The following is a 23,057-nucleotide window of genomic DNA, read 5'->3' as shown; positions in this document are numbered from 1 at the left end:
ACCGCAAACACAGCGCGGCGGGCATTGGGCTTACCAGCTAAAACCCTTCGCGTTGCTCTTGTCGATCATCTTCACGTCGACGGGAATCGCTTTGGGTACATTGGCGCCCCACTTCTTCGCGTAGGCGATGCCGAGTGCAATGCGCACCTGATCGGCAGGAAACTGCGCTGACGTCTCGATGAATTTCGAATTCGGCTTTTGAATCGCGGCAATCGCTTCGGGCGCGCCGTCGACGCTCGTCAGCTTGATGTCCTTACCCGATGACTCAATTGCGGAGAGCGCGCCCATCGATCCACCGTCGTTCACGCTGAAGATGCCCTTCAGGTTCGGGTGCGCCTGAATCATGTTCTCGGTGACGGACAGTGCGGTCGCGCGTTCCTGCTTGCCGTTCTGCGTATCCACGAGCTTGACGCCCGGCGCCTTCGCAAGCGCCGCCTTGCAGCCGCGCACGCGTTCGAGAATCGGCACGACCGGAATGCCGTCGAGAATCGCCACTTCGCCGCTGCCGCCAATCGACTTGGCGAGGTACTCGCAGGCTATCTGTCCCGCGTCGAAGTTCTTCGAGCCGACGAACGAATCGACGGGACCGTTCGCGTTCGCGTCCACTGCGACCACCACCACGCCCGCTTTTTTCGCCGACGTCACCGCCGACTGAATGCCCGTCGAATCGGTCGGATTCACGAGCAGAATGTCGATCTTCTTTTGCAGCATGTCTTCGACGTCGCTCACCTGTTTGCTCACGTCGTGATGCGCGTCGGTGACGACCACCGTTGCACCGGTCGACGCAGCGGCGTCGTTCAACGCCTTCTGCATCGTCACGAAATATGGATTGTTCAGTTCCTGAAACGTCATGCCGATCTTCAGCGGTGCGGCCTGCGCGGCAGGCGCGGCGATCAGCGCGAGGCCGAATGCAAGGCTCGCGAATGTCTTCAACGATGCCTGTTTGATGATGGATTGCGTCACGAGGGTTTGCGTCATGGTTGTCTCCGTTTTTGAAGTGAGCACGTCCGTCACGCTGTCGGCGGACAGCGCGATACGTGTTGAAACGCGGGTGAAACAAAGCGCCTTGCTGAAAAGCGCGGCGGTGAAATACGCAGAGGCTACGTCGGTGGATAAGCTGCGGCGGCAGGACGCGGCAAGCCTGGCGCGAGCACGATGGCGGGCGCGTCGTCGACGCCCCTTCCGCGCGCGGCCGCTTCTTCCGAAGCATCGCGGCTCGCGTCGTTCAATTGCTGATAGCGGCGAAACTTCGAAGGCGCCATGCCCTTCACCGCGAGAAACTGCCGGTTGAAATTCGACAGGTTATTAAAGCCCGCCTTGAAGCAGATGTCGGTCACGCTCAGTTCGCTATCGGTCAGCAACTGGCACGCGAGATTGATGCGCATGCGGTTCACGTACTGCACGAACGGCAGGCCCGTGTGCCGGCGGAAATAACGCGAAAACGCACTCACACTTTGGCCGGCCAGTTGCGCGAGATCCGATTCGCGCAAGTCGTTCGCGAGGTTCTTGCCGATATACGAAAGCACATGGTTGATGCGCGTCGACGCGAAGCCCGTCGGATCGGCCTGATACGCGGGACTCGCGAGCGTCTCGCGGTCTTCGGCGCTCATCAGGATTTCGAGCATCGACATGAAGAGCACGAGGCGGCGCAATCCCCGCGCGCCCAATAGTTCGAGAAAAAGCGGCTGAATCGCCGCACTCGTGCGCGCGCCGAACGACACGCCGCGGCGCGAGTCCGCAAGGAGCGCCTCCACCTGACGCCACTCGGGAAAACTCTCAAGACAACTCGACACGAACTCCTGGCCGAACTGCACGACGAGATTGCGCTGCGCGATGTTCTCGCCTTCGGGCACATCGCTCACCCAGTTATGCGGCAGGTTCGGCCCCATCAACACGAGATTGCCGGGCGCGAAGCTGCTGATGTGATCGCCGACGAACATCTTCCCGGTCGTCGCCACGATCAGATGAATCTCGTACTCGGGATGAAAGTGCCAGCGTACCGTGCGATACGGATAGCCGTGCGACCACACTTTGAACGACTCGTCGCGGCGTACGGCCACGATCTCCAGATCGGGTTGCACTGTCTGCCTCCATGAAGCGGCTCAAGGGAGATGCCGCTCGTCTTCGTCTTGTATAGCGAAAAGTAGTCTTGAAACGCGCGCGCCACCACTAAAAATGAAACCGCGTACCGATACTTTTTTGCATTCGGGTAAGTCCCGACGCGCGCAAGGTCAAGAATGATGCAATGCAAAAGAGCCGATGAAGCGCGCCACGAAGCATGTATCGACGCGATTCCGTGATGCGTTGCAGCCTTGGCCCGCCGCGCCGCGCCACGAAAACATCCTGTGGCCGCCTTGACTTTCGTTTCAGCGGGTACGATCATTCGCTCACATACAGAGCAAATGCTCTAACGACCAATAAATGCGCGCGACAAGCCGCGCAACAGCCCAGACAGATGGAGACGCACAATGAGCAGCGGGCAAGGCAGCGGCGACGCCGCACAGGTGATCCTGCATATCGGCGCGGGGTCGTTTCATCGCGCGCATCAGGCGTGGTATCTCCACCGATTGAACGAAGCGAAGCTGCCGGGCGAACCGCACTGGTCGCTCACCGTCGGTAACATTCGCAGCGACATGAACGCGGTGCTCGAAGCACTGGCCGCGCAAGACGGCGTCTATACGCTCGAGACCGTCACGCCGCAAGGCGAGCGCGCTTACGAGACGATCCGCTCGATCGAGCGCGTGCTGCCGTGGACGCAAAGCCTCGACACGCTGATCGAAGCCGGCGCCGATCCCGCGTGCAAGATCATTGCGTTCACCGTCACCGAAGGCGGTTATTACCTCGACGAACACGACCAGCTCGACACCGCGAATCCCGATCTCGCAACCGATCTCAAAGGCGGACACACGACCATCTACGGCGCGCTGGCGGCCATTCTCGACGCGCGCATGAAAGCCGGCGCGGGCCCCGTCACGCTGCAAACGTGCGACAACCTGCGCCGCAACGGCGAGCGTTTCCATGCGGGCATGAGCGCGTTTCTCGAGCTGCGCGGCGCGGACGAACTCGCGCAGTGGTTCGACGACAACACGGCGTGCCCGAGTTCGATGGTCGACCGCATCACGCCGCGCCCGACGCCGGACGTGCGCGAACGCGTAAAGGCCGCAACCGGTGTCGACGACGCGTGCCCGGTGATGGGCGAAGCGTTTATCCAATGGGTGATCGAAGAGCACTTCATCGCCGGGCGTCCCGCGTGGGAGAAAGTCGGCGCGGAACTGGTCGACTCGGTGCTGCCCTATGAAGAAGCGAAGATCCGCATTCTCAACGCGACGCATAGCTGCATTGCGTGGGCGGGCACGTTGATCGGTCTCGACTACATTCACGAAGGCACGCACGACGCCGACATCCGCCAGTTCGCATTCGATTACGTGACGCAGGATGTGATCCCCTGTCTCTCGCCGAGTCCGCTCGATCTCGAACGCTATCGCGATGTGGTGCTCGAGCGCTTCGGCAATCCTTATATCCAGGACACGAACCAGCGCGTCGCGGCGGACGGCTTCTCCAAACTGCCTGGCTTCATCGCGCCGACGCTCGCCGAATGTTTCGAGCGAGGCGTCACGCCCGCGGCCACCGCGATGCTGCCCGCGTTGTTCTTCCGCTTCCTCGAACGCTGGCAGACGGGCAAGCTGCCCTACACGTACCAGGACGGCGTGATGGACGAGCGCGTCGCGCGCGGCTTCTTCGCGGCGCCCGATCCGTTGCAGGCGTTCGCCGCCGACCGTCTGCTGTGGGGCAGCATGGCCGCGACGCAGGAACTCGAATCGGCGCTGGCCGGCGCGCTCGCGCGCGTCGACGTGTGGCTCGCAAAACGCGGTCAGGCGTAAGCCACGCCGCAAACACACCAGCCGGATTCGCGCGGTGCCAGGCTTAATGCGCATGGCACCGCGCGCGGCGTGCGGCTAAAGTAGCGCATCTCCAACGACGAAGGTTTCGCGCCCATGTATCTCGGCATCGACCTCGGCACGTCCGAAGTGAAAGTCCTGCTGCTCGCGTCGACGGGACGCGTGATCGGCACCGCCGGCTCGCCATTCACCGTTTCGCGCCCGCATCAGCGCTGGGCCGAGCAGAATCCCGAAGACTGGTGGACGGGCACGCAAAGCGCGCTCGCCGCACTGCGCGCGAAGCATCCCGACGAGTTCGCGCAGATTCGCGGCATCGGCCTGTCCGGGCAGATGCACGGCGCGGTGCTGCTCGACGCGGAGAACCGCGTGCTGCGGCCCGCGATACTGTGGAACGACATGCGCAGCGACAAGGAGTGCGCCGAGCTCACGGAGCGCGCGCCCGATTTGCATAGCGTCGCCGGCAATCTTGCGATGCCGGGGTTCACCGCGCCGAAGCTGCTGTGGGTCGCGCGTCACGAGCCCGACATCTTTGCGCGCACCGCCTGCGTGCTGCTGCCGAAAGACTACTTGCGTCTGCAACTGACCGGCGGCAAGGTGTCCGATCCATCGGATGCGGCCGGCACGTTGTGGCTCGATGTCGCGAAACGCGACTGGTCCGATTCGCTGCTCGCCGCCTGCAACATGACGCGCGCGCAGATGCCGGCGCTCGCCGAAGGCAGCGCGCCGTCCGGCACATTGCTGCCCGAGGTCGCGCGCGAACTGGGCTTGAGCGACGGCGTGATCGTCGCGGCCGGCGGCGGCGACAATGCGACGAGCGCCATCGGCATCGGCGCGACGCAGCCGGGCGACGGCTTCGTGTCGCTCGGCACGTCGGGCGTGTTGTGCGTGGTGGGCGACAGCTTCCGGCCGAATCCCGCGTCCGCTGTCCACGCGTTCTGCCACGCGATTCCCGACCGCTGGCATCAGATGAGCGTGGTGCTCTCCGCGGCGAGCTGTTTGCGCTGGGTCTGCAAGCTCACCTCGACCGACGAACCCACGCTGCTCGCCGAAATCGAAGCGCTGCCCGCGGATGCGCTCAACACCGCGCCGCTCTTCTTGCCGTATCTGTCGGGCGAACGCACGCCGCACAACGACCCCTACGCGCAGGGCGTTTTCTTCGGCATGAATCACGCGACGGATCGCGCGTTGCTCGGCTACGCGGTGCTCGAAGGTGTGACGCTCGCGCTCACCGACGGCCTCGACGCACTGCGCGCGGCCGGCACCGAAGCGAAAGCGTTCTCGCTGTTAGGCGGCGGCGCGCGCAGCGACTACTGGGCGCAACTGCTCGCCGACGCGCTCGACACCGCGACGCGCAAGCACGGCGGCGGCGAGACGGGCGCGGCGCTCGGCGCGGCGCGCCTCGGCTGGCTCGCAGCGGGCGGCGATCCGGCGATCGTGCTCGCCAAACCGCCGATCGAAAAAGAGTTCACGCCGAACGCGCGCCGTCATGCCGAATTGCGCGCGCGGCTCGACGCTTATCGTGCGCTGTACCGTCATGTGCGGCCGCTCTTCGACTCCGCTCGCGAGCGGCTCATCTAGGCGCTCATCCAGGCGCATAGCAACGCAGCGCAAACCGCAGCCGGCCGTGCCGCCATGCATCGTGATGCATCGGCATGCATGAACCGGCTGCTATCATCGGCGCCCCTCAAGCGGATCGTCACCGTGCCCAAGTCCACAGAAAAATTAGACCTTGCTACTCGCGCCGCGTGGCTTTACTACGTCGCGGGCAATACGCAGAACGAGATCGCCGAGAAGCTCCAGGTGTCGCGCCCGGTTGCGCAGCGGCTCGTCGCGTTCGCGGTGGAAAAGAACCTGATCCGCGTGCGCGTCGATCATCAACTGGCGGACTGCCTGTCGCTTGCGGACCAATTGTCCAAACGCTATGGCCTGTCGATGTGCGAAGTCGTGCCCATCGACAGCGACACGCCCGAGGAAGTCGACCGCAAACTCGCGGTAGCCGGCGCGCAGGTGATGGAGCGCTACCTCACGGAAGAAAAACCGATGGTGGTCGCCGTCAGCAGCGGCCGGACGCTCAAAGCCGCGGTCGACCAGATCGCGCAGCTAGACCGTCCGCAGCATCGGTTGGTATCGATGGTCGGAGCGATCGCCCAGGACGGCTCCTCGAACCGCTATGACGTCGCGCTGCACATTTCGGAGAAGACGGGCGGCAAGCATTTTCTGCTGCCCGCGCCGTTGATCGCCGATAGCGAGGCCGAACGTGCACAGTGGTGCAATCACCGGCTGTATCGGATCGTCGAATCGTTGTCGGCCGAGGCGGATGTCGCGTTTGTCGGCATCGGCAATATCGGGCCGAAATGCCCGCTGCACGAAGACGGCTTTATTACGTCGGCGGAAGTAAAAGAGCTGGTGCAAGGCGGTGCGGTGGCGGAAATGCTCGGACTGCCAATTAATGCCGCCGGCGCGCGTGTCGAGTCGCCCACAGGCCGGCGCGTGACCAGCATTTCAATCGACTCGCCGCCGCAGCGGCCCACCATTGGCTTCGCGGGCGGCAAGCGCAAGCGCGAGGCGCTGATCGCCGTGCTCAAGGGCGGCTGGCTGTCGGGGCTCGTCACCGATGAGCTGTGCGCGCGCGCGGCGCTGGAGGCGTGAAGCGGCGCACGCCCCCTTCTAGCGGGTAGAACTCAGGCCGCCAGCACTTCGACGATCTTGCGCTGGAACGCCTTACCGTCGCTATCGAACAGATGACAATGCTCGGGCGTCGCGCCGAGCTTCTGCGTCTCGCCCTTCGCATGCCGTTCGAGCGGCGGAATGCGCGCGATCAAACCATCCGGCGCCACGCTCGACTCCGCATACAGATACGCGGCGTCGCCGAGCGATTCGACGGCCATCGTGCGGGCCGACACGCCGTCATCCGTCATGCCGACATGCAGATGCTCGGGACGAATGCCGACCGTCACCTTGTCGCCCTGCTTCACCGAAGCCGGTTCAACAGCGACGCGCTGCGTCTCGCCGGTTTCGTAGCGCACCGTCACGCCGTCGTGCGTGACCGACTGCACCACGCCTTCCATGAAATTCATTTTCGGCGAACCGATAAAGCCCGCGACAAAACGATTGGCCGGCGCGTGATACAGCATTGTCGGACTGCCCACCTGTTCGAGATTGCCCGCCGAGAGCACGACGATCTTGTCCGCAAGCGTCATCGCTTCGACCTGATCGTGCGTCACGTAGATCATCGTGGTCTTCAGCTCGTCATGCAGACGCGCGAATTCGAGGCGCATTTTCACGCGCAAAGCGGCGTCGAGATTCGACAGCGGTTCGTCGAACAGAAACACCTTCGGCTTACGCGTGATCGCGCGGCCAATCGCGACGCGCTGACGCTGGCCGCCCGAAAGCTGTTTCGGCTTGCGATCGAGCAGGTGATCGATATGCAGAATCTTCGCCGCATTGCGCACGGCCGCGTCGATCTCAGGCTTTTTAGTGCCCGCGAGTTTCAGGCCGAACGCCATGTTGTCGTACAGCGTCATGTGCGGATACAGCGCGTACGACTGAAACACCATCGCGATGCCGCGCTTGGCGGGCGGCACATCGTTCATGCGTGTCCCGTCGATGGTGAGATCGCCGGCGCTGATGTCTTCGAGGCCGGCGATCATCCGCATCAGGGTCGATTTACCGCAGCCGCTCGGGCCCACGAACACGACGAACTCGCCGTCCGCGATGTCGAGGTTGATGTCGCGCATCACCTCGGTGTCGTCGTAAGCCTTCCGGATATTGCGCAGAGTTACGCTTGCCATGATGTGTCTCCGTGTAATGCTTGCGTGTTGCTTGTGTGGTGCTATTGCGTTGCTTGTGCGTTCAAGGCGCCGCAGCCGTGGCGCTCAGCGTCCATTGCGCGACGAGTTCCGGCAACTGCTGCATGTCGTCGAATACATGACGCGCGCCGGCTTTATGCAGCTTGTCGATCTGCGCATCGCTTGCATGACCGCCGCCGATAAAGCCAAGCACCGTCATGCCCGCCGCGCTTGCGGCCGTGACGCCGGTTACGCTGTCTTCCACCACGAGGCACGCCGACGGCGCGAGCCGCAAACCCTGCGCCGCCGCGAGATAAACGTCGGGCGCGGGCTTCGGATTGGCGACGCTGTCGGCGCAAAAGAGGCGATCGCCGAAGAACCGCACGAGGCCCGTGCGAGCCAGAACCGTCTCCACGTATGGCCGAAAACTGTTGCTCGCGCAGCCCTTCACGAGCGGCACTTGCGCGAGCGCCTGCTCGATGCCTTCCACTGCCGGCGCCTGCATCGCGGCGGCTTCGACAGAACGGCGAATCGCGTCGATGTCGTCGAGGCCGAGGCTCTTGCCGAGCTGCATCGCCGTGCCCGTCAGCACGCTTTCGATGCGTAGCCCGAGCAGCGGCAGCACGACCGGTTCGACATTCGCGCCGGGCCAGCGCGCCTCGAGTTCCTGCACGAGCATGCGCGCGGCCACCGCTTCGCTGTCGATCAACACACCGTCGCAATCGCAGATCAGCGCGAGATTTGCTGCACGCGTGTCTGCCGTCATTTGACCGCCCCGAACGTGAGGCCGCGCACGAGCTGCTTCTGCGACAACCAGCCGACGATCAGAATCGGCGCCACGGCAAGCAGCGAAGCCGCGGACAGCTTGGCCCAGAAGAGCCCTTCCGGACTCGAATACGACGCGATGAACACAGTCAGCGGCGCGGCATTGGAACTGGACAGATTGATGCTCCAGAACGCTTCGTTCCACGAAAGAATCACGAGCAGCAGCGCGGTGGAAGCAAGCCCCGGCAGCGCCATCGGCATCAGCAGATAGACGATTTCCTGCCAGGTCGCCGCGCCGTCGATGCGTCCGGCCTCGAGAATATCGCGCGGAATTTCAGCGAAGTACGTGAACGACATCCACACCGCAATCGGCAGATTGATCAGCGTATAGACGATCACGAGACCCGACACGGTATCGAGCAGGCCGCTGTTTTTCCACAGCAGATAGATCGGCACGAGCACGCCGACGGACGGCATCATCTTCGTCGACAGCATCCACAGCAGAACTTTTTGCGTGCGGCGCGTGGGGAAAAAGGCCATCGCATACGCGGCGGGCACGGCCAGAATCAGGCACAGCACCGTGACGCCGACCGAGATCAGAATCGAATTCCACGCGAACGAAAAGTAGTTGCTGCGCGCAAACACTTCACGAAAGCTGTCGAACGTCGGCGTGAAAAATAGCGACGACGAATACGCCTGCTGCTCGGTCTTGAATGCGGTGATCGTCATCCAGAAGATCGGGAAAAACAGCAGCAATGCGACGAGCCAGGCGAGCACGCCGGGAATCGCGCGGCGGATCGTATCGAACGGCGACTTCGCATGCACGGTGACGGGCGCCGTGGTCGACGCCGGAGTAGAGGCAACGTGGCTCATTTTTCGTACTCCCCTTTGAGGTTCTTCGCGAGCATGCGCACGAGGAAGAACGACACGATGTTGGCCAGCACGACAGCGAGAATGCCGCCCGCCGATGCGAGACCGACGTCGAACTGTTGCAGGCCGAGCGAATAGATCAGGTACGACAGATTAGTGGTCGCGGTGCCCGGACCGCCGCCCGTCGTTGTATAGATTTCCGCGAAGATCGACAGCAGGAAAATCGTCTCCATCATCACGACCACGGCGATCGCGCGTTTCAGATGCGGCAGCGTGATATAGAAGAACATCGCGAACGGCCCCGCGCCGTCGATGCGCGCCGCTTCTTTCTGCTCCTGATCGAGCGACTGGATCGCCGTGAACAGAATCAGAAACGCGAACGGCAGCCATTGCCACGCGACGATCATGATGACCGCGGTCAACGGATATTCGGCGAACCAGTCGATTGGTTGCAGGCCGATTGCGCGCATGCCGCTCGCGATCAGGCCATACACCGGATGCAGGATCATGTTCTTCCAGATCAGCGCGCTCACCGTCGGCATCACGAAGAACGGCGCGATGGCGAGTAGCCGTGCGACGCCCTGACCGTAGAACTTGCGATCGAACAGAATCGCCATCAGCACGCCGCCCACCACCGTGATCACCAGCACCGCCACGATCAATTGCAGCGTATGACCAATCGACGGACCGAACGACGGGTCACTGGCAAGATACTGATAATTGTCGAAGCCGGCGAAACCCTTCAAGTCCGGGTTCAGCAGGTTGTAGCGCGAGAACGAAAACCAGATCGTCATCGCGAGCGGAATCGTCATCCACAGCAACAGCACCGCGACCGACGGCGACACGAGCCAGCGCGCCGAATTGGCTTTGCGGACTTCGCGTTCTTTTTCTGTCTGAGGATGGGCATGCATGAGAGGCAGGCGCAGAGGACGCATGATTGACCACCTGTTCGGTAATGCGCGGGCGGCACGAGCCGCATGAATCGCCATGTCGCTTTTGATGCGAGGACAAAACGGCGTGACGGCTTAGTGCGGCCGTGACGGCCCGCTGTACTGCGTGAGCCGGCTGACGGGCGTCAGCCGGCGCGTGCCACAGGGCTTGTTTCCGTGCTTCGGTTCCGTGGTTCAGTTCCGTTGCTTCAGTCAGTCGCGAAGTGCGACCGACTTCGGCATTACTTCTGGTAGCCGGCCTGCTTCACTGCGCGATCCGCGGTGGCCTGCCCTGCCGCCAACGCCTGGTCGACGGTCATCTGACCGGCAATCGCGCCGGAGATGCTCTGACCGACCACCGTGCCGAAGGACTGGAACTCAGGAATCCCGACGAACTGCACGCCGGTGTACGGCACGGGCTTTAACGTCGGATGTTCCGGATCGGCCGTCTCGATGGCCTTCAGCACGAAGTCGCCAAACGGCGCAGCCTGCTTGTATTCCGGACGCGCGTAGGTGGATTGACGCGTTCCCGGCGGCACCGAAGCCCAGCCTTCATCCTTCGCGACGAGTTCGATGTACTGCTTCGACGTCGCCCACGCGATGAACTTCTTCGCCGCATCGGCCTGCTTCGACGACTTCGGAATCGCCAGCGCCCACGCCCACAGCCAGTGCGAACCCTTCGGCGTGACCGCGACCGGCGCGGCCGCGAAGCCGACCTTGTCCGCGATCTGCGATTGCTGCTTGTTGTAAAGCATGCCGGCTGCCACGGTCGCGTCGATCCACATCGCGCATTTGCCCGAGGACATCAGCGTGAGGTTTTCGTTGAAGCCGTTCGAGCTCGCTCCGGGCGGGCCGTTCTTCTTCAGCAGATCGACATAGAACGTGATCGCCTTCTTCCATTCCGGCGACGTGAGTTGCGCATGCCACTTTTCGTCGAACCAGCGGCCGCCGAACGTGTTCACGACCGTCGTGCCGTATGCCATGTTCTCGCCCCAGCCAGCCTTGCCGCGCAGGCAGATGCCGTACACGCCGTTGGCTTTGTCGGTGAGCTTGTCGGCGAATTGCGCGATCTGGTCGTAGGTCGGTTGATCGGGCATTTTCAGGCCCTTCGCTGCGAACAGGTCCTTGCGGTAATACGTCATCGAGCTTTCGACGTAGAACGGCAGCGCGTACAACTGGCCGCCGGAGGAAAGTCCGTCGCGGGCCGTCTTCACGACGTCGTTGAGATCGTAGTCGGCGGGCAGGTTCGTGAGCGGCGTGAGCCAGCCGCGCTTGCCCCACTGCGGCGTTTCATAGGCGCCGATCGTCATCACGTCGAACTGGCCGCTGCCAGTCGTGATGTCGGTAGTGGCGCGCTGACGCAGCACGTTTTCCTCGAGAATCACCCAGTTCAGCTTGATATCCGGATTCGCCTTTTCGAATTCTGGCGAGAGCTTCTTCAGCTCGATCATGTCCGGATTGTTCAGCGTCGCGATCGTTACCGTGGCCGCCGACGCGCTTAGCGCAAAGCAGGCAGCGGCGCCTGCGCTCACCATCTTGAGCGCGGACTTGAGGGCTGGTTTCATGTGTGTTGTCTCCTTTCTCGTGCGTTATGTGATGCTGCGTTTGTTCTACGAAATGGCGCTGAATGACAGAGATAAGCGCGCGGGCAAACCCTCAACTCATCCAGTTACCGCCGTCCACATTAAGCGTTTGCGCGGTGATGTAGTCCGCGTCCGCGGAGGCGAGGAACAGCGCGGCGCCCGTCAGATCTTCCGGCACGCCCATGCGCCCGAGCGGCACCGCTTCGCCGACGAGGCGCTTCTTCTCGCCGAGCGGCCGGTTTTCATAACGGGCGAAGAGCGCGTCGACTTCGTTCCACATCGGCGTATCGACAACACCTGGCGCAATGCCGTTCACATTGATCTTGTGCGGCGCAAGCGCCAGCGCCGCGGATTGCGTATAGCTGAGCACCGCGGCCTTCGTCGCGCAGTAATGCGACACGAGCGCTTCGCCGCGCCGCCCCGCTTGCGACGACATATTGATGATCTTGCCGCCGCGGCCTTGCTCGACCATCCGCCGCGCGACGGCTTGCATGAGAAAGAACATGCCCTTCACATTGACCGCGAAGAGGCGGTCGAACACGTCCCAGGATTCGTCGAGAATCGGACGCATATCGAAGAGCGCCGCGTTGTTGAAGAGAATGTCGATGTGGCCGAAACGCTCGACCGTGCTCGAGACGATGCGCTCGAGGTCGTCGCGGCGCGTGACGTCCGCGGTGACGGTCAGCACGCGCTCGCCATGCGAGGCGCGCAGCGCCTGGCCGAAACTGTCCGCCGGCTTGACGTCGACGAGCACGCATTGCGCGCCTTCATCCAGGTAGTGCCGCGCGACGGCTTCACCGATTCCGCTTGCCGCGCCCGTCAGAATGGCCACCTTGTCTTGCAGTCGTGCCGCCACGCTTTGTCTCCGGTTCGTTTCGCTTTTCGACGCACAGTGAGCGAACGCTCATTACGTGATCAATTGCTCTGTTTGTGATCGAATGATCGGATACGCACCGGGTCATGTCAAGGCGCTCTATCAGATTTCGATGGTGCAGCGCGCAACGAGCGCGTCGCCTGCTTGCCAGCTTCTGTCGAGTCCGGGATGACACGAAAACGAGATACGTTATATCATTTCGGCCTCGTCGGACGGCCCATGCTTACGGCTACATGACATCGGCTGAACCATCACCGTCATGTCCGCGATCCACTCAACCTCTTGCAGCAGGACACACCATGAAGAAGCTCGTCACGATGTCGCTCGCGAAGTATGTCGCCGCAGTCACAGCCGCGTTCGCGTTAAGCCATGCAGCCTTCGCGGCGGATGCGAAAATTCCGGTGGTCGCCGCGGAAAACTTCTACGGCGACGTGGTGCAGCAACTGGGCGGCGATCATGTCGACGTGACGAGCATTCTCAGCAATCCGGACGAGGACCCGCATCTGTTCGAAGCGAGCGCGAAGACGGCGCGCGCGTTGCAGCATGCGCGCCTTGTCGTGTACAACGGCGCCGACTACGATCCGTGGATGGCAAAATTGCTGGCAGCCTCGAAGAGCGCGCAGAGCGGCAAGCGCACGACGATCGTTGCGGCGCAGTTGACCGGCAGGAAAAGCGGCGACAATCCGCACCTCTGGTACGACCTTGCGACCATGCCGAAGGTGGCGCGCGCGGTGAACGAGGCGCTCGTCGCGGCTGACCCGGCGCACAAGTCGGCGTACGATGCGAACCTCGCGAAGTTTCTCGACTCGCTGAAACCCGTCGAGGCCAAGGTCGCCGAACTGCATGGCCGCTATGCGGGCACGCCGGTCACGGCAACGGAGCCGGTGTTCGGCTATATGTCGGACGCCATCGGGCTCGCCATGCGCAACATGCGCTTCCAGATGGCGGCCATGAACGAGACGGAGGCGAGCGCGTCGGACATCGTCGCGTTCGAACGCGATCTGCGCGAGAAGCGCGTGCGTGTTCTGATCTATAACAGCCAGGCAACCGAGGCCCTGACCAAACGCATGTTGAAACTCGCGCAGCAATCCACGGTGCCGACGGTGAGCGTCACCGAAACGCAACCCGCGGGCACCACCTATCAGACGTGGATGCTGTCGCAGCTCGACGCACTCGGCGCAGCTTTGGCAAAAGGCGGCGCGGACAATGCGGGCAATGCGGGCGCAGCGCCTGGCGGCGTCAAAGGAAAAAGCCAATGAATGTCACTGGCCGCGGCACGCCAGCCTATCCGTCAACCACGGCGTCAACGGCGGCGTCCACCGACACGCCCGCGGCAAGCCGCGCACCCGTGCTCGAACTCGATCACGTCACGCTCGAACTCGGCGGCCGCACGATCCTGCGCGATACGGGCTTCGTCGTGAATCAGGGCGAATTCATCGGCGTGCTCGGGCCGAACGGTGCGGGCAAGACCACGCTGATGCGCGCGGTGCTCGGCCTCGTGCCGGCGGCAAGCGGAACGATCCGCGTGCTGGGGCATCCGGTGGAACGCGGCAACGCATCGATCGGTTATATGCCGCAAACGCGCAGCGCGCTCGCGGGACGGCGCGTGCGCGGCCGCGATTTCGTCGCGATGGCGGCCGACGGTCACCGCTGGGGCCTGCCTCACGCCGACGCGAAAACGCGCGCGGATGTCGAGCGCGTGCTTGAACTCGTGGACGGCCGCAAGCTCGCCGAGCGGCCGCTGTCCGAACTCTCGGGCGGCGAGCGTCAGCGCCTGCTGCTCGCGCAATGTCTGCTCGGCTCGCCGAAACTGCTGCTGCTCGATGAACCGCTGATCAGCCTCGATCCACATCATCAGAAAAGCGTGGTCGAACTGGTGCGCCGCGTGCAGCGCGAACTCGGCATTGCCGTGCTGTTCTCCGCGCACGAACTCAATCCGCTGCTGAACTCGCTCGATCGCGTGCTGTATCTCGGCAGCGGCGTCGCGGCGCTCGGCACCGTCGATGAAGTCATCACGCGGCCGGTGCTGTCGCGCCTCTATGGCTCGCCGATCGATGTAATGCGCGTCAATGGCCGCATCTTCGTGATGTCGGGCGGCGTCGAAGTGGAAAAGCACGATCACGAACACGAGCACGACGAGAACGGCGGACACACGCATTCGCACGGCCATTCTCACAATGCGCACGGCCACTCACACGAGCAGCATCAACACGACTCACGCGACGGACACAAGCACGATGTTTGAATACGACTTCATGGTGAACGCGTTTGCCGCGTCGGGGATCGTCGCGGTGCTCGCCGGCGTGGTCGGCTATTTTCTCGTGATGCGCGGACAGACGTTCGCGGGCCACGCGCTCTCGCACGTCGGCTTCACCGGCGCGACCGGCGCGGTGCTGATCGGCATCTCGCCGATCTGGGGGATGGTCGGCTTCACGCTGGCCGCGGGCATCGGCATGGGCGCGCTCGGCGAACGCCTCGCCGGACGCGACGTGGCCATCGGCGTGATTCTGTCGTTGTCGCTCGGCTTCGGCCTGCTGTTTCTGCACTTCTTCACGGCCTATGCAACGCAGGTCACCGCGCTGCTGTTCGGCAACGTGCTCGGCGTGAACGAATCGACGCTCGCTGTACTCGCGGGCCTGGGCGTGGTCAGCCTGGTCGCGCTCGCGGCCATCATGCGGCCGTTGCTGTTCGCTTCGTTGCAGCCCGAGCTGGCCGAAGCCAAGGGCGTGTCGTTGCGCCTCGTGTCCGTGCTGTTTCTCGCGATTGCCGCGCTCGCGGTGGCGGCCTGCACGCAGATTGTCGGCGTATTGCTGGTCTTTACGCTGATGGTCGGGCCCGCCGCAGCCGCGCAAAACATGACGACGCGGCTCTCGGCGGGTCTCGTGCTGGCCGCCGGCCTCGCGCTGCTGCAAGCCTGGCTCGGCGTGACGCTCGCGTTCTATACCGACTGGCCGACGAGCTTCTGGATCACCGCGCTCTCCGCCGTCGTGTATGGCGCGAGTCTGTTGAAGCGCCGCTGATTGCGCTTTAACGCAAAGCACGCGATGGCGGCCCGCAACGGCGCCGCCATCTGCCTGCACGACTAAAGTCAGCCGAGCAGCACCTTCGCGTGATGCGCGATGTGGTCCTCGATGAACGTCGAGATGAAGTAATAGCCGTGGTCATAGCCCGCATGACGGCGTAACGTCAGCGGCTGGCCCGCGTCACGGCACGCTGCCTCGAACACGTCCGGGTACAACTGCTCGGCGAGAAACTGATCGGCGAGTCCCTGATCGAGCAGAATGCCCTCCGCAAACTTGCTCGACGCGCGCGCCACGAGTTCACTGGCGTCGTACTCCTTCCACGCCTCGCGGTCGTCGCCGAGATAGCCGGTGAACGCTTTTTCGCCCCACGGGCAGCGCGTGGGCGCGGCAATCGGCGCGAACGCCGACACCGAGCGATAGATGTCCGGATTGCGCAGCGCCAGCATCAGCGCGCCGTGGCCGCCCATTGAATGACCGAAGATGCCGAGCCGCGAAGCGTCGAACGGCAGTTCGTTCAACACCGTCTCGCGAAGCTCGTCGCGCACATACGAGTACATCCGATAGTGCCGCGCCCACGGCTCCTGTGTCGCATCGACGTAAAAGCCCGCGCCCACACCGAAGTCCCACGCCGCGCTCTCGCCCGGAATGCCCGCGCCGCGCGGACTCGTGTCCGGCGCGACAAGCGCCACGCCGTGTTGCGCCGCGAAGCGCTGCGCGCCCGCCTTGATCGCGAAGGTCTCTTCGGTGCAAGTGAGGCCCGCGAGATAAAAGAGCGCGGGCACCTTCGCGTTTGCATTTGCCTGCGACGCTTGCAACGCCTGCGGCGGCAAGTACACCGAAAAGCGCATCGGCAGGCCGATGGTCTGCGACTCGTGGCGGTAAAAACGCTGCTCGCCGCCATGACAGGCGTGCGACGACAATAGCTCAAGCATCGTCTTGCTCCTTGTTCAAGCGCTCTGAATGAGCCGCGTTAGTACAGCACGACCGAGCGGATCGACTCGCCCTTCTTCATCAGATCGAAGCCTTCGTTGATGCGCTCGAGCGGCAGACGGTGCGTGATGAGATCGTCGATATTGATCTTGCCTTCCATGTACCAGTCGACGATCTTCGGCACGTCCGTGCGACCGCGCGCGCCGCCGAATGCGGAGCCTTTCCATTCGCGGCCCGTGACGAGCTGGAACGGACGCGTGCTGATCTCCTCGCCCGCCGCCGCCACGCCGATGATGAACGACTGACCCCAGCCCTTATGCGTGCATTCGAGCGCCTGACGCATCAGCTTCACATTGCCGACGCACTCGAACGAATAGTCCGCGCCGCCATCGGTGAGTTGCACGATGTGATCGACCACGTTCTCGACGTCGTTCGGGTTGATGAAGTGCGTCATGCCGAACTTCTTCGCCAGTTCGACGCGGCCCGGATTGATGTCCACGCCGATGATCTTGTCCGCGCCTACCATTTTGGCGCCCTGAATCACATTGAGACCGATGCCGCCGAGGCCGAACACGACGACGTTCGCGCCCGCTTCCACCTTCGCCGAATATACGACCGCGCCGACGCCGGTCGTCACGCCGCAGCCGATGTAGCAGATCTTGTCGAACGGCGCGTCTTCACGCACCTTCGCGACCGCGATTTCAGGCACGACGATGTAGTTCGAAAACGTAGACGTGCCCATGTAGTGAAACAAGGGCTTGCCGTCGAGCGAAAAACGCGAAGTCGCGTCGGGCATCAAACCCTTGCCTTGCGTCGCGCGGATCGCCTGACAAAGATTCGTCTTGCGCGACAGACAGAACTTGCACTGACGGCATTCCGGCGTGTAAAGCGGGATCACGTGATCGCCCTTCTTCAGCGTGCCGACGCCCGGGCCCGTATCGACGATCACGCCCGCACCTTCGTGGCCGAGAATCGCCGGGAAGATGCCTTCGGGGTCCGCGCCCGAGAGCGTGTAATAGTCGGTGTGGCAGATGCCGGTCGCTTTCACTTCGATCAGGACTTCGCCGGCGCGCGGGCCTTCGAGATCGACTTCCTCGATCGTCAACGGTGCGCCGGCTTTCCATGCGATTGCTGCTTTGGTCTTCATCGTGAATGCTCCTGTGAGTCGGTGAATGCGTTGAACGTCGCGCCGTCTAGTGTGGCAGTGCGTTGGCAGTGCGTTAGGGCGCGCGAATGTCCGGGAAGGCTACGGTCGATGCCCGTGCTGCGCGAGCTACAGGCTAACGCATGAAAAGCGTCATGGTATTGCAAAGTGCGTCACGGCATTGTCAGCACGTGACATCGCCGCTTTGTCCTTCTGGCGTCGGTGCGTCGAACCATGTTTCGACGCGGCCATACAGATCGAGAAAACGCGCATAGCGATCGGCAAGCGCGCGATCGCCTCGCGGGCTCGCCACGTGCGTCGCGCCCGGCGCGAGCGCGGCGAGATCGTGCGCATGCCAGTAACCGCTCGCGATGCCGCCGAGAATCGCCGCGCCGCGCGGCGCCGCATTCGGGCAATCGACCGCATGCAGTTCGGCGTTCAGCGCATCGGCGAGCAACTGCCGCCAGCGCGCATCGACGGAACCGCCTCCTGCGAGCTTCAGTGCCGTCACCGTTGCGCCGCTCGCGCGAATCGCATCGAGCCCTGCTCGCAGCGAAAAGGCGACGCCTTCGAATGCCGCGCGCATCATCGCGCCGCGCGTGTGATCGAGCGCAAGTCCGAGCCAGCCGCCGCGCGCCGATGCGTTGAGCCAGGGCGTGCGCTCGCCTGTGATGTAGGGGAGGAAGGTGAGCGGCGCACCAGGCGCGACGGTGTTCGCACGCGCGGTGCCCTCGGGGCTCAGGCTGACACAATCGCCAAACGCCTCGTTATAAGCATCGGCCCACTCATACGACAGCCATCCGCGAGCGCGTTCCAGCGCGATGCCGACGTTTTGCATCGCGGCCATCCGATACCAGTGATCGCTCGCCGCCCGATAACGATGCAAGCCTCTGACCGCGGCAGGCTCATGCTCGGCGAGCACGACGATCTGGCCGCCAGTGCCGGTGGTCAGCAGCGCGTCGCCGTCGCGAGCAAGGCCGCTGCCGAGCGCGGCGCAGGGCGTGTCGGCGGCGCCTGTCGCGAGCACGATACCCGCGCGCAGTCCCAACGCCTGCGCAGCACCCGGCGACAGCACGCCGGCAGCGGCATACGACGGCCCCACAGGCGCGAACCATTCATGCGGAATACCGAGGCGCTCAAGCAGCGCTGTGTCCCACGCGCCGTCAGGATCGGCGAGCGCGGTCGCGCACGCGTCGGAAGGATCGGTCGCGACCGCGCCGCCCAGCGCCACGCGCAGCCAGTCTTTCGGCTGCAGCGCCCAACGCGTGCGGCGCGCCGACTCCGGCTCGTGCCGCACGATCCAGCGCAGCAACGGACCGGCCATGCCCGGCGCGACCGGATTCGGCTGCGGCTCGGGCCAAGCGTCGAGCAGGGAAAGCGCGCGCGTGTCGGGCCACAGCATCGCGGGCCGCACGGCATTGCCAGTTTCGTCGATCAACACGACGCCATGCATCTGCCCCGACAAGCCTATCGCCTTGACCTCGCGGCGCAGCGCTTCGGGCAAGCGCGCCGCGGCTTCGGTGAGCGCGCGCCACCACGTTTGCACCGACGTTTCCGCCCAGCCGGGATGCGGCGTCTCGAGCGCATAAGCGACGCTTGCGACCGCCTGCTCATGACCGTCTTCATCGACGATTGCGACTTTGAGGGAACCGGTGCCGAGGTCGATGCCGAGAAAACTCATGAGGGGTCAATGTGGTCGGTTGAGGCGCGAAGAAGCGCGCGCCGGAGATGCGGCAAGTCGCCTGGTATTGCCCGCCGCACGCGCGCTTTGCGTGGCCACCTGGCCGCGTGGCCGCGAGCTGAAAAGTCGGCAAATCGCGGGTTAACCCCGCCCCGCGGCGAGCCGCGCCAAAATACGACTATGCGCGCGGCCGGATACACGTCATCGATTCTCACATATATCGCCGTGGCTCGGGCACGCGGCGCGAGCGCGCACGCAGCGCCGCCACAAGGGGCTGACCGCCGATGAAACCGCTCTTCGGCGCGATTTGAAGCCTCGCAGCGGAGATACCCATATCGTGACCGGGAATGCCGGAATAGGCGCCAGCGGTCTTGTTGCGCTTTTTCGTCCCCGATACCTTGGAGTCCATCCCAAAACTCAGACGGTGGAGAGAGACGTTATGCAATCGAACACGGTTCACCCGTGCGACGAGCGGCTGCCCGCAGGCCAGTTGCTCACCCTCGGCATCCAGCACGTCCTGGTGATGTACGCCGGCGCCGTCGCCGTGCCGCTGATCGTCGGCGCGGCGCTCAAGCTGCCGAAAGACCAGATCGCGTTCCTGATCAGCGCCGATCTGTTCTCCTGCGGCATCGCCACGCTGATCCAGACGCTCGGCTTGTGGATCTTCGGCATCCGCCTGCCGGTCATCATGGGCTGCACGTTCGCCGCGGTCGGCCCGATGGTCGCGATCGGCACGAACCCGTCGCTCGGCATTCTCGACATCTTCGGCTCGACGATCGCCGCTGGCGTGATCGGCATTCTGCTTGCGCCCGCAGTCGGCAAGCTGCTGCGCTTCTTCCCGCCGGTCGTGATCGGCGTGGTGATTTCGGTGATCGGCCTCTCGCTGATGGGCGTCGGCATCAACTGGGCAGCGGGCGGCGTCGGCAATCCCGACTACGGCAATCCGGTGTACCTCGGCCTGTCGCTGATCGTGCTGATGCTGATTCTGCTCATCAACAAGTTTGCGAAGGGTTTTGTCGCCAACATCTCGGTGCTGCTCGGCATCGTCGCGGGCTTTGCGATCGCGCTCGCGCTCGGCCGCGTCGACATGGACGGCGTGACGCATGCGCCGTGGGTCGGCTTCGTGATGCCGTTCCACTTCGGCCTGCCGCACTTCGATCCGCTTTCGATTGCGACGATGGTGACGGTGATGTTCGTCACCTTCATCGAATCGACCGGCATGTTCCTCGCGGTCGGCGACATGGTCGACCGGCCGGTCGATCAGAAAACGCTGGTGCGCGGCCTGCGCGTGGATGGACTCGGCACGCTGATCGGCGGCATCTTCAACTCGTTTCCGCATACGTCGTTCTCGCAGAACGTCGGCTTGATCGGCGTGACGGGCGTGAAAAGCCGCTTCGTCTGCGCGATGGGCGGCGTGATTCTCGTCATGCTGGGCCTCTTTCCGAAGATGGCGCAAGTGGTCGCCTCCGTGCCGGCTTTCGTGTTGGGCGGCGCAGGCATCGTGATGTTCGGGATGGTCGCGGCCAACGGCATCAAGGTGCTGTCGAAGGTGGACTTCGTGAAGAATCACCACAACCTGTTCATCGTCGCGGTGAGTGTCGGCTTCGGGCTCGTGCCGGTCGTGTCGCCGCACTTCTTCGCGAGGCTGCCGGCTGCGCTGTCGCCGCTTCTGCACAGCGGGATTCTGCTGGCTTCGGTGTCCGCGGTCGTGCTGAATCTGATTTTTAACGGCGTAAAAAGCGAGAAGAAGGCGCAGTGCGAAATCCGTGCGGCCGGCCATGATTTCGACGGACGCGGCGGCAAGGAGCCGCCGCGCGATGAAATGCTGCGGGCGGCGGATTTGCATTGAGGCTCGTGGCTCTGCGGTTTATGGCTCCGAGGCTTATGGCTTCGCGGCTTATGGCGGCGAAGCGCTGAGCGCCGCTCAGTCGCGAAGCCACGCTAGCTAGGCGAGCCGCTGTCTGTCAGAGAACCGCCATAAAAAAACAACGCCACGGCATGCCGTGGCGTTGTGCTTTTCAAGCGTCGATTACCGCAACGCTCAGCCCGCGGTAGCAGCGGAAGCCGCCGCCGGCGCGCTGGCCGCGCCGTAGTCGACCGGGGCATCGGGCGGACGCGGCTGATCGCCGTTATGCTCGATCCACCCGCCGCCGAGCGCCTGGTACAGCGTGACCAGGTTCTGCAGGCGCTGCATGCGCGCGGTGATCAACGACTGCTGCGCCGAATACAGATCGGTCTGCGCGGTCAGCACCGACAGATAACTATCGACGCCGTTCGTATAACGCAGAGTCGACAGATCCAGCCGGCGCTGTTCTGCAAACGCATTGCGCTCGAGCGACCGGATCTGCTGATCGTACGTGCCCCGCGCGGCGAGCCCGTCCGCCACTTCGCGGAAGGCCGTCTGGATCGCTTTTTCGTACGTGGCGATTTGCGCGTTCTTCTGGATGTTGGCGAGGTCGAGGTTGGCCTTGTTCTGGCCGCCTTCGAAAATCGGCAACGTGATGGACGGCGCAAAACTCCACGCGGCCGAACCCGGCTTGAACAATCCGCCGAGCGTCGGGCTCAGCGTGCCGAAGCTGCCCGTGAGCGAGACCCTCGGGAAGAACGCCGCCCGTGCCGCGCCGATATTCGCGTTGGCCGCGAGCAGATTCTCCTCGGCCTCCATGATGTCCGGACGACGCGTCAGCAGATCGGACGGCAAGCCCGCCGGAATGTCCGTCAGCAGATTCTGGTCGCTGAGCGTGAGGCCCGGCGGCAGATCAGCCGGCAGCGGCTCGCCGAGCAGCAGCACGAGCGCATTCTCGGCCTGTGCGCGCAAGCGCTCCTGCGCCTGCAGGTTCGCGCCCGCTTGCTCGACCACGGTCTGCGCCTGGCGCAGATCGAGTTCCGAGCCCGTGCCGTTGTCGAACTGCAGCTTCGTGATCCGGTACGACTCCTCGGCGGTCTTCAGCGTGCCTTGCGTGACTTTCAGCAGATCGTCGAGTTCGAGCACCGTCAGGTACTGATTCGCGACCTGCGAAACCAGCGCGATTTCAGCCGCCTTGCGCGCCTGCGCGGTGGCCAGGTACTGCGCCAACGCCTGATCCTTCAAGCTCTGAATGCGACCGAAGAAGTCGATTTCCCACGAAGCGTTCAGACCGACCGAATACGAGTTGCTAATCGTCCTGCCGGCCACCGACAGATTCTCCGGCGTGCGCGATTTGCTTTGCGAAGCCGCGGCGTCGAGCGTCGGGAACAGGCCCGCGCGAACGATGCGGAACTGCGCCTGCGACGCCTGCATGTTCAGCACCGACACGCGCAAATCGCGGTTGTTCTTCAGCGCGATGTCGATCAGCCGCTGCATGCGCGGATCGACGAAGAAATCGCGCCAGCCGATGTCCGCCGCGGCCACGCCGTTCGCGCTGCGCGCGCCCGACTGGCCCGGTTGAGTCGCGCCCGGCTGCGTTTCGTACACGCCGCCGGTCGGGAAGTTGCTCGTCACCGGCGCGGCGGGGCGCTCGTACTTCGGCGCCATCGTGCAACCAGCGGCGAACAGCGCGACCGCTACTGCAATCAAAGAGTGTTTTTGCAT

General features: G+C 63.8%; 19 protein-coding genes. 7 read left to right on the top strand and 12 right to left on the bottom strand.

Annotated features, from left to right (window positions below; all coding sequences use genetic code 11):
• Window positions 1-30: 30 nt before the first annotated feature.
• Together P0D87_RS14450 and P0D87_RS14445 are read right to left on the bottom strand one after the other, a co-directional pair.
• Complete coding sequence (locus P0D87_RS14450) at window positions 31-978, bottom strand: ABC transporter substrate-binding protein (RefSeq protein WP_029968134.1); 948 nt, start codon at window positions 976-978, stop codon at window positions 31-33.
• 122 nt (window positions 979-1,100) lie between these two features.
• Window positions 1,101-2,081 carry an AraC family transcriptional regulator gene (locus P0D87_RS14445; RefSeq protein WP_029968135.1) on the bottom strand — a complete coding sequence of 327 codons (981 nt, stop codon included), beginning with the start codon at window positions 2,079-2,081 and terminating at the stop codon, window positions 1,101-1,103.
• A 387-nt stretch (window positions 2,082-2,468) separates the two neighbouring features.
• On the opposite strand from P0D87_RS14445, the gene dalD reads away from it, so the two are divergent.
• From dalD to P0D87_RS14430, 3 genes are all read left to right on the top strand, one after another.
• A complete protein-coding gene (gene dalD, locus P0D87_RS14440) occupies window positions 2,469-3,881 on the top strand; it encodes a D-arabinitol 4-dehydrogenase (protein ID WP_053858690.1) in 1,413 nt (470 codons plus the stop codon).
• Between the two features lie 114 nt (window positions 3,882-3,995).
• A complete protein-coding gene (xylB, locus tag P0D87_RS14435; RefSeq protein ID WP_006050013.1) occupies window positions 3,996-5,477 on the top strand; it encodes a xylulokinase in 1,482 nt (493 codons plus the stop codon).
• A gap of 123 nt (window positions 5,478-5,600) precedes the next feature.
• On the top strand, window positions 5,601-6,548 hold the full coding sequence (locus tag P0D87_RS14430) for a sugar-binding transcriptional regulator (protein WP_029968136.1): 948 nt from the start codon (window positions 5,601-5,603) through the stop codon (window positions 6,546-6,548).
• Between the two features lie 32 nt (window positions 6,549-6,580).
• On the opposite strand, the gene P0D87_RS14425 is transcribed toward P0D87_RS14430, so the two are convergent.
• The 6 genes from P0D87_RS14425 to P0D87_RS14400 form a co-directional block, all read right to left on the bottom strand.
• The gene (locus tag P0D87_RS14425) at window positions 6,581-7,690 is read right to left on the bottom strand and encodes an ABC transporter ATP-binding protein (RefSeq protein ID WP_029968138.1); all 1,110 of its coding nucleotides are present in this window, start codon (window positions 7,688-7,690) and stop codon (window positions 6,581-6,583) included.
• Between the two features lie 61 nt (window positions 7,691-7,751).
• A complete protein-coding gene (locus tag P0D87_RS14420) occupies window positions 7,752-8,453 on the bottom strand; it encodes an HAD family hydrolase (protein ID WP_029968140.1) in 702 nt (233 codons plus the stop codon).
• Entirely contained in the window at window positions 8,450-9,325 is an 876-nt protein-coding gene (locus P0D87_RS14415) for a carbohydrate ABC transporter permease (RefSeq protein ID WP_006050008.1), read from the bottom strand. The genes P0D87_RS14420 and P0D87_RS14415 overlap by 4 nt, the downstream gene beginning before the upstream one ends.
• Entirely contained in the window at window positions 9,322-10,257 is a 936-nt protein-coding gene (locus tag P0D87_RS14410) for a carbohydrate ABC transporter permease (protein ID WP_006050007.1), read from the bottom strand. The genes P0D87_RS14415 and P0D87_RS14410 overlap by 4 nt, the downstream gene beginning before the upstream one ends.
• A gap of 236 nt (window positions 10,258-10,493) precedes the next feature.
• The gene (locus P0D87_RS14405; protein WP_053858691.1) at window positions 10,494-11,816 is read right to left on the bottom strand and encodes an ABC transporter substrate-binding protein; all 1,323 of its coding nucleotides are present in this window, start codon (window positions 11,814-11,816) and stop codon (window positions 10,494-10,496) included.
• Window positions 11,817-11,907: 91 nt separating this feature from the next.
• Window positions 11,908-12,690, bottom strand: coding sequence for an L-iditol 2-dehydrogenase (locus tag P0D87_RS14400; protein WP_053858692.1), 783 nt, complete (start codon window positions 12,688-12,690; stop codon window positions 11,908-11,910).
• A 317-nt stretch (window positions 12,691-13,007) separates the two neighbouring features.
• Here P0D87_RS14400 and P0D87_RS14395 point away from each other — a divergent pair, with 317 nt between their 5' ends.
• Genes P0D87_RS14395 through P0D87_RS14385 form a run of 3 tightly spaced genes read left to right on the top strand, consistent with a single transcriptional unit; the run spans window position 13,008 to window position 15,728 of the window.
• Window positions 13,008-13,967 (top strand): metal ABC transporter solute-binding protein, encoded by a 960-nt coding sequence (locus P0D87_RS14395; RefSeq protein ID WP_006050004.1) that lies wholly within the window; start codon window positions 13,008-13,010, stop codon window positions 13,965-13,967.
• Complete coding sequence (locus tag P0D87_RS14390) at window positions 13,964-14,953, top strand: ABC transporter ATP-binding protein (RefSeq protein ID WP_053858693.1); 990 nt, start codon at window positions 13,964-13,966, stop codon at window positions 14,951-14,953. Before P0D87_RS14395 ends, P0D87_RS14390 begins: the two co-directional genes overlap by 4 nt.
• A complete protein-coding gene (locus tag P0D87_RS14385) occupies window positions 14,946-15,728 on the top strand; it encodes a metal ABC transporter permease (protein ID WP_006050002.1) in 783 nt (260 codons plus the stop codon). Before P0D87_RS14390 ends, P0D87_RS14385 begins: the two co-directional genes overlap by 8 nt.
• Window positions 15,729-15,796: 68 nt before the next feature.
• Here the strand turns inward: P0D87_RS14385 and fghA are convergent, their stop codons facing one another.
• The 3 genes from fghA to P0D87_RS14370 all read right to left on the bottom strand — a co-directional run bounded on the left by fghA (window position 15,797) and on the right by P0D87_RS14370 (window position 19,486).
• A complete protein-coding gene (gene fghA / locus P0D87_RS14380) occupies window positions 15,797-16,663 on the bottom strand; it encodes an S-formylglutathione hydrolase (protein WP_053858694.1) in 867 nt (288 codons plus the stop codon).
• A 38-nt stretch (window positions 16,664-16,701) separates the two neighbouring features.
• Window positions 16,702-17,808: an S-(hydroxymethyl)glutathione dehydrogenase/class III alcohol dehydrogenase gene (locus P0D87_RS14375; protein ID WP_006050000.1), complete on the bottom strand. Its 1,107-nt coding sequence runs from the start codon at window positions 17,806-17,808 to the stop codon at window positions 16,702-16,704.
• Window positions 17,809-17,989: 181 nt separating this feature from the next.
• Entirely contained in the window at window positions 17,990-19,486 is a 1,497-nt protein-coding gene (locus P0D87_RS14370) for a xylulokinase (RefSeq protein WP_053858695.1), read from the bottom strand.
• A 439-nt stretch (window positions 19,487-19,925) separates the two neighbouring features.
• On the opposite strand from P0D87_RS14370, the gene P0D87_RS14365 reads away from it, so the two are divergent.
• Window positions 19,926-21,335, top strand: coding sequence for a nucleobase:cation symporter-2 family protein (locus tag P0D87_RS14365; protein ID WP_053858696.1), 1,410 nt, complete (start codon window positions 19,926-19,928; stop codon window positions 21,333-21,335).
• A gap of 192 nt (window positions 21,336-21,527) precedes the next feature.
• Here P0D87_RS14365 and P0D87_RS14360 read toward each other — a convergent pair whose 3' ends face one another.
• Window positions 21,528-23,057, bottom strand: a complete 1,530-nt coding sequence (locus P0D87_RS14360) for an efflux transporter outer membrane subunit (RefSeq protein WP_006049995.1) — start codon at window positions 23,055-23,057, stop codon at window positions 21,528-21,530.

It is taken from the genome of Paraburkholderia sp. RL17-368-BIF-A (assembly GCF_046054045.1).
GTDB lineage: Bacteria > Pseudomonadota > Gammaproteobacteria > Burkholderiales > Burkholderiaceae > Paraburkholderia > Paraburkholderia graminis.
The sequence above is the reverse complement of the archived record's forward strand: the minus strand, read 5'-3'. Positions and strand labels throughout refer to the sequence as shown.

Bases quoted from the DNA above. Each gene is read 5' to 3' on its own strand.
- P0D87_RS14450 (WP_029968134.1), bottom strand. From the start codon at position 978: ATGACGCAAACCCTCGTGACGCAATCCATCATCAAACAGGCATCGTTG.
- dalD (WP_053858690.1), top strand. From the start codon at position 2,469: ATGAGCAGCGGGCAAGGCAGCGGCGACGCCGCACAGGTGATCCTGCAT.
- xylB (WP_006050013.1), top strand. From the start codon at position 3,996: ATGTATCTCGGCATCGACCTCGGCACGTCCGAAGTGAAAGTCCTGCTG.
- P0D87_RS14425 (WP_029968138.1), bottom strand. From the start codon at position 7,690: ATGGCAAGCGTAACTCTGCGCAATATCCGGAAGGCTTACGACGACACC.
- P0D87_RS14420 (WP_029968140.1), bottom strand. From the start codon at position 8,453: ATGACGGCAGACACGCGTGCAGCAAATCTCGCGCTGATCTGCGATTGC.
- P0D87_RS14415 (WP_006050008.1), bottom strand. From the start codon at position 9,325: ATGAGCCACGTTGCCTCTACTCCGGCGTCGACCACGGCGCCCGTCACC.
- P0D87_RS14410 (WP_006050007.1), bottom strand. From the start codon at position 10,257: ATGCGTCCTCTGCGCCTGCCTCTCATGCATGCCCATCCTCAGACAGAA.
- P0D87_RS14405 (WP_053858691.1), bottom strand. From the start codon at position 11,816: ATGAAACCAGCCCTCAAGTCCGCGCTCAAGATGGTGAGCGCAGGCGCC.
- P0D87_RS14395 (WP_006050004.1), top strand. From the start codon at position 13,008: ATGAAGAAGCTCGTCACGATGTCGCTCGCGAAGTATGTCGCCGCAGTC.
- P0D87_RS14390 (WP_053858693.1), top strand. From the start codon at position 13,964: ATGAATGTCACTGGCCGCGGCACGCCAGCCTATCCGTCAACCACGGCG.
- P0D87_RS14385 (WP_006050002.1), top strand. From the start codon at position 14,946: ATGTTTGAATACGACTTCATGGTGAACGCGTTTGCCGCGTCGGGGATC.
- fghA (WP_053858694.1), bottom strand. From the start codon at position 16,663: ATGCTTGAGCTATTGTCGTCGCACGCCTGTCATGGCGGCGAGCAGCGT.
- P0D87_RS14375 (WP_006050000.1), bottom strand. From the start codon at position 17,808: ATGAAGACCAAAGCAGCAATCGCATGGAAAGCCGGCGCACCGTTGACG.
- P0D87_RS14370 (WP_053858695.1), bottom strand. From the start codon at position 19,486: ATGAGTTTTCTCGGCATCGACCTCGGCACCGGTTCCCTCAAAGTCGCA.
- P0D87_RS14365 (WP_053858696.1), top strand. From the start codon at position 19,926: ATGCAATCGAACACGGTTCACCCGTGCGACGAGCGGCTGCCCGCAGGC.
- P0D87_RS14360 (WP_006049995.1), bottom strand. From the start codon at position 23,057: ATGCAAAAACACTCTTTGATTGCAGTAGCGGTCGCGCTGTTCGCCGCT.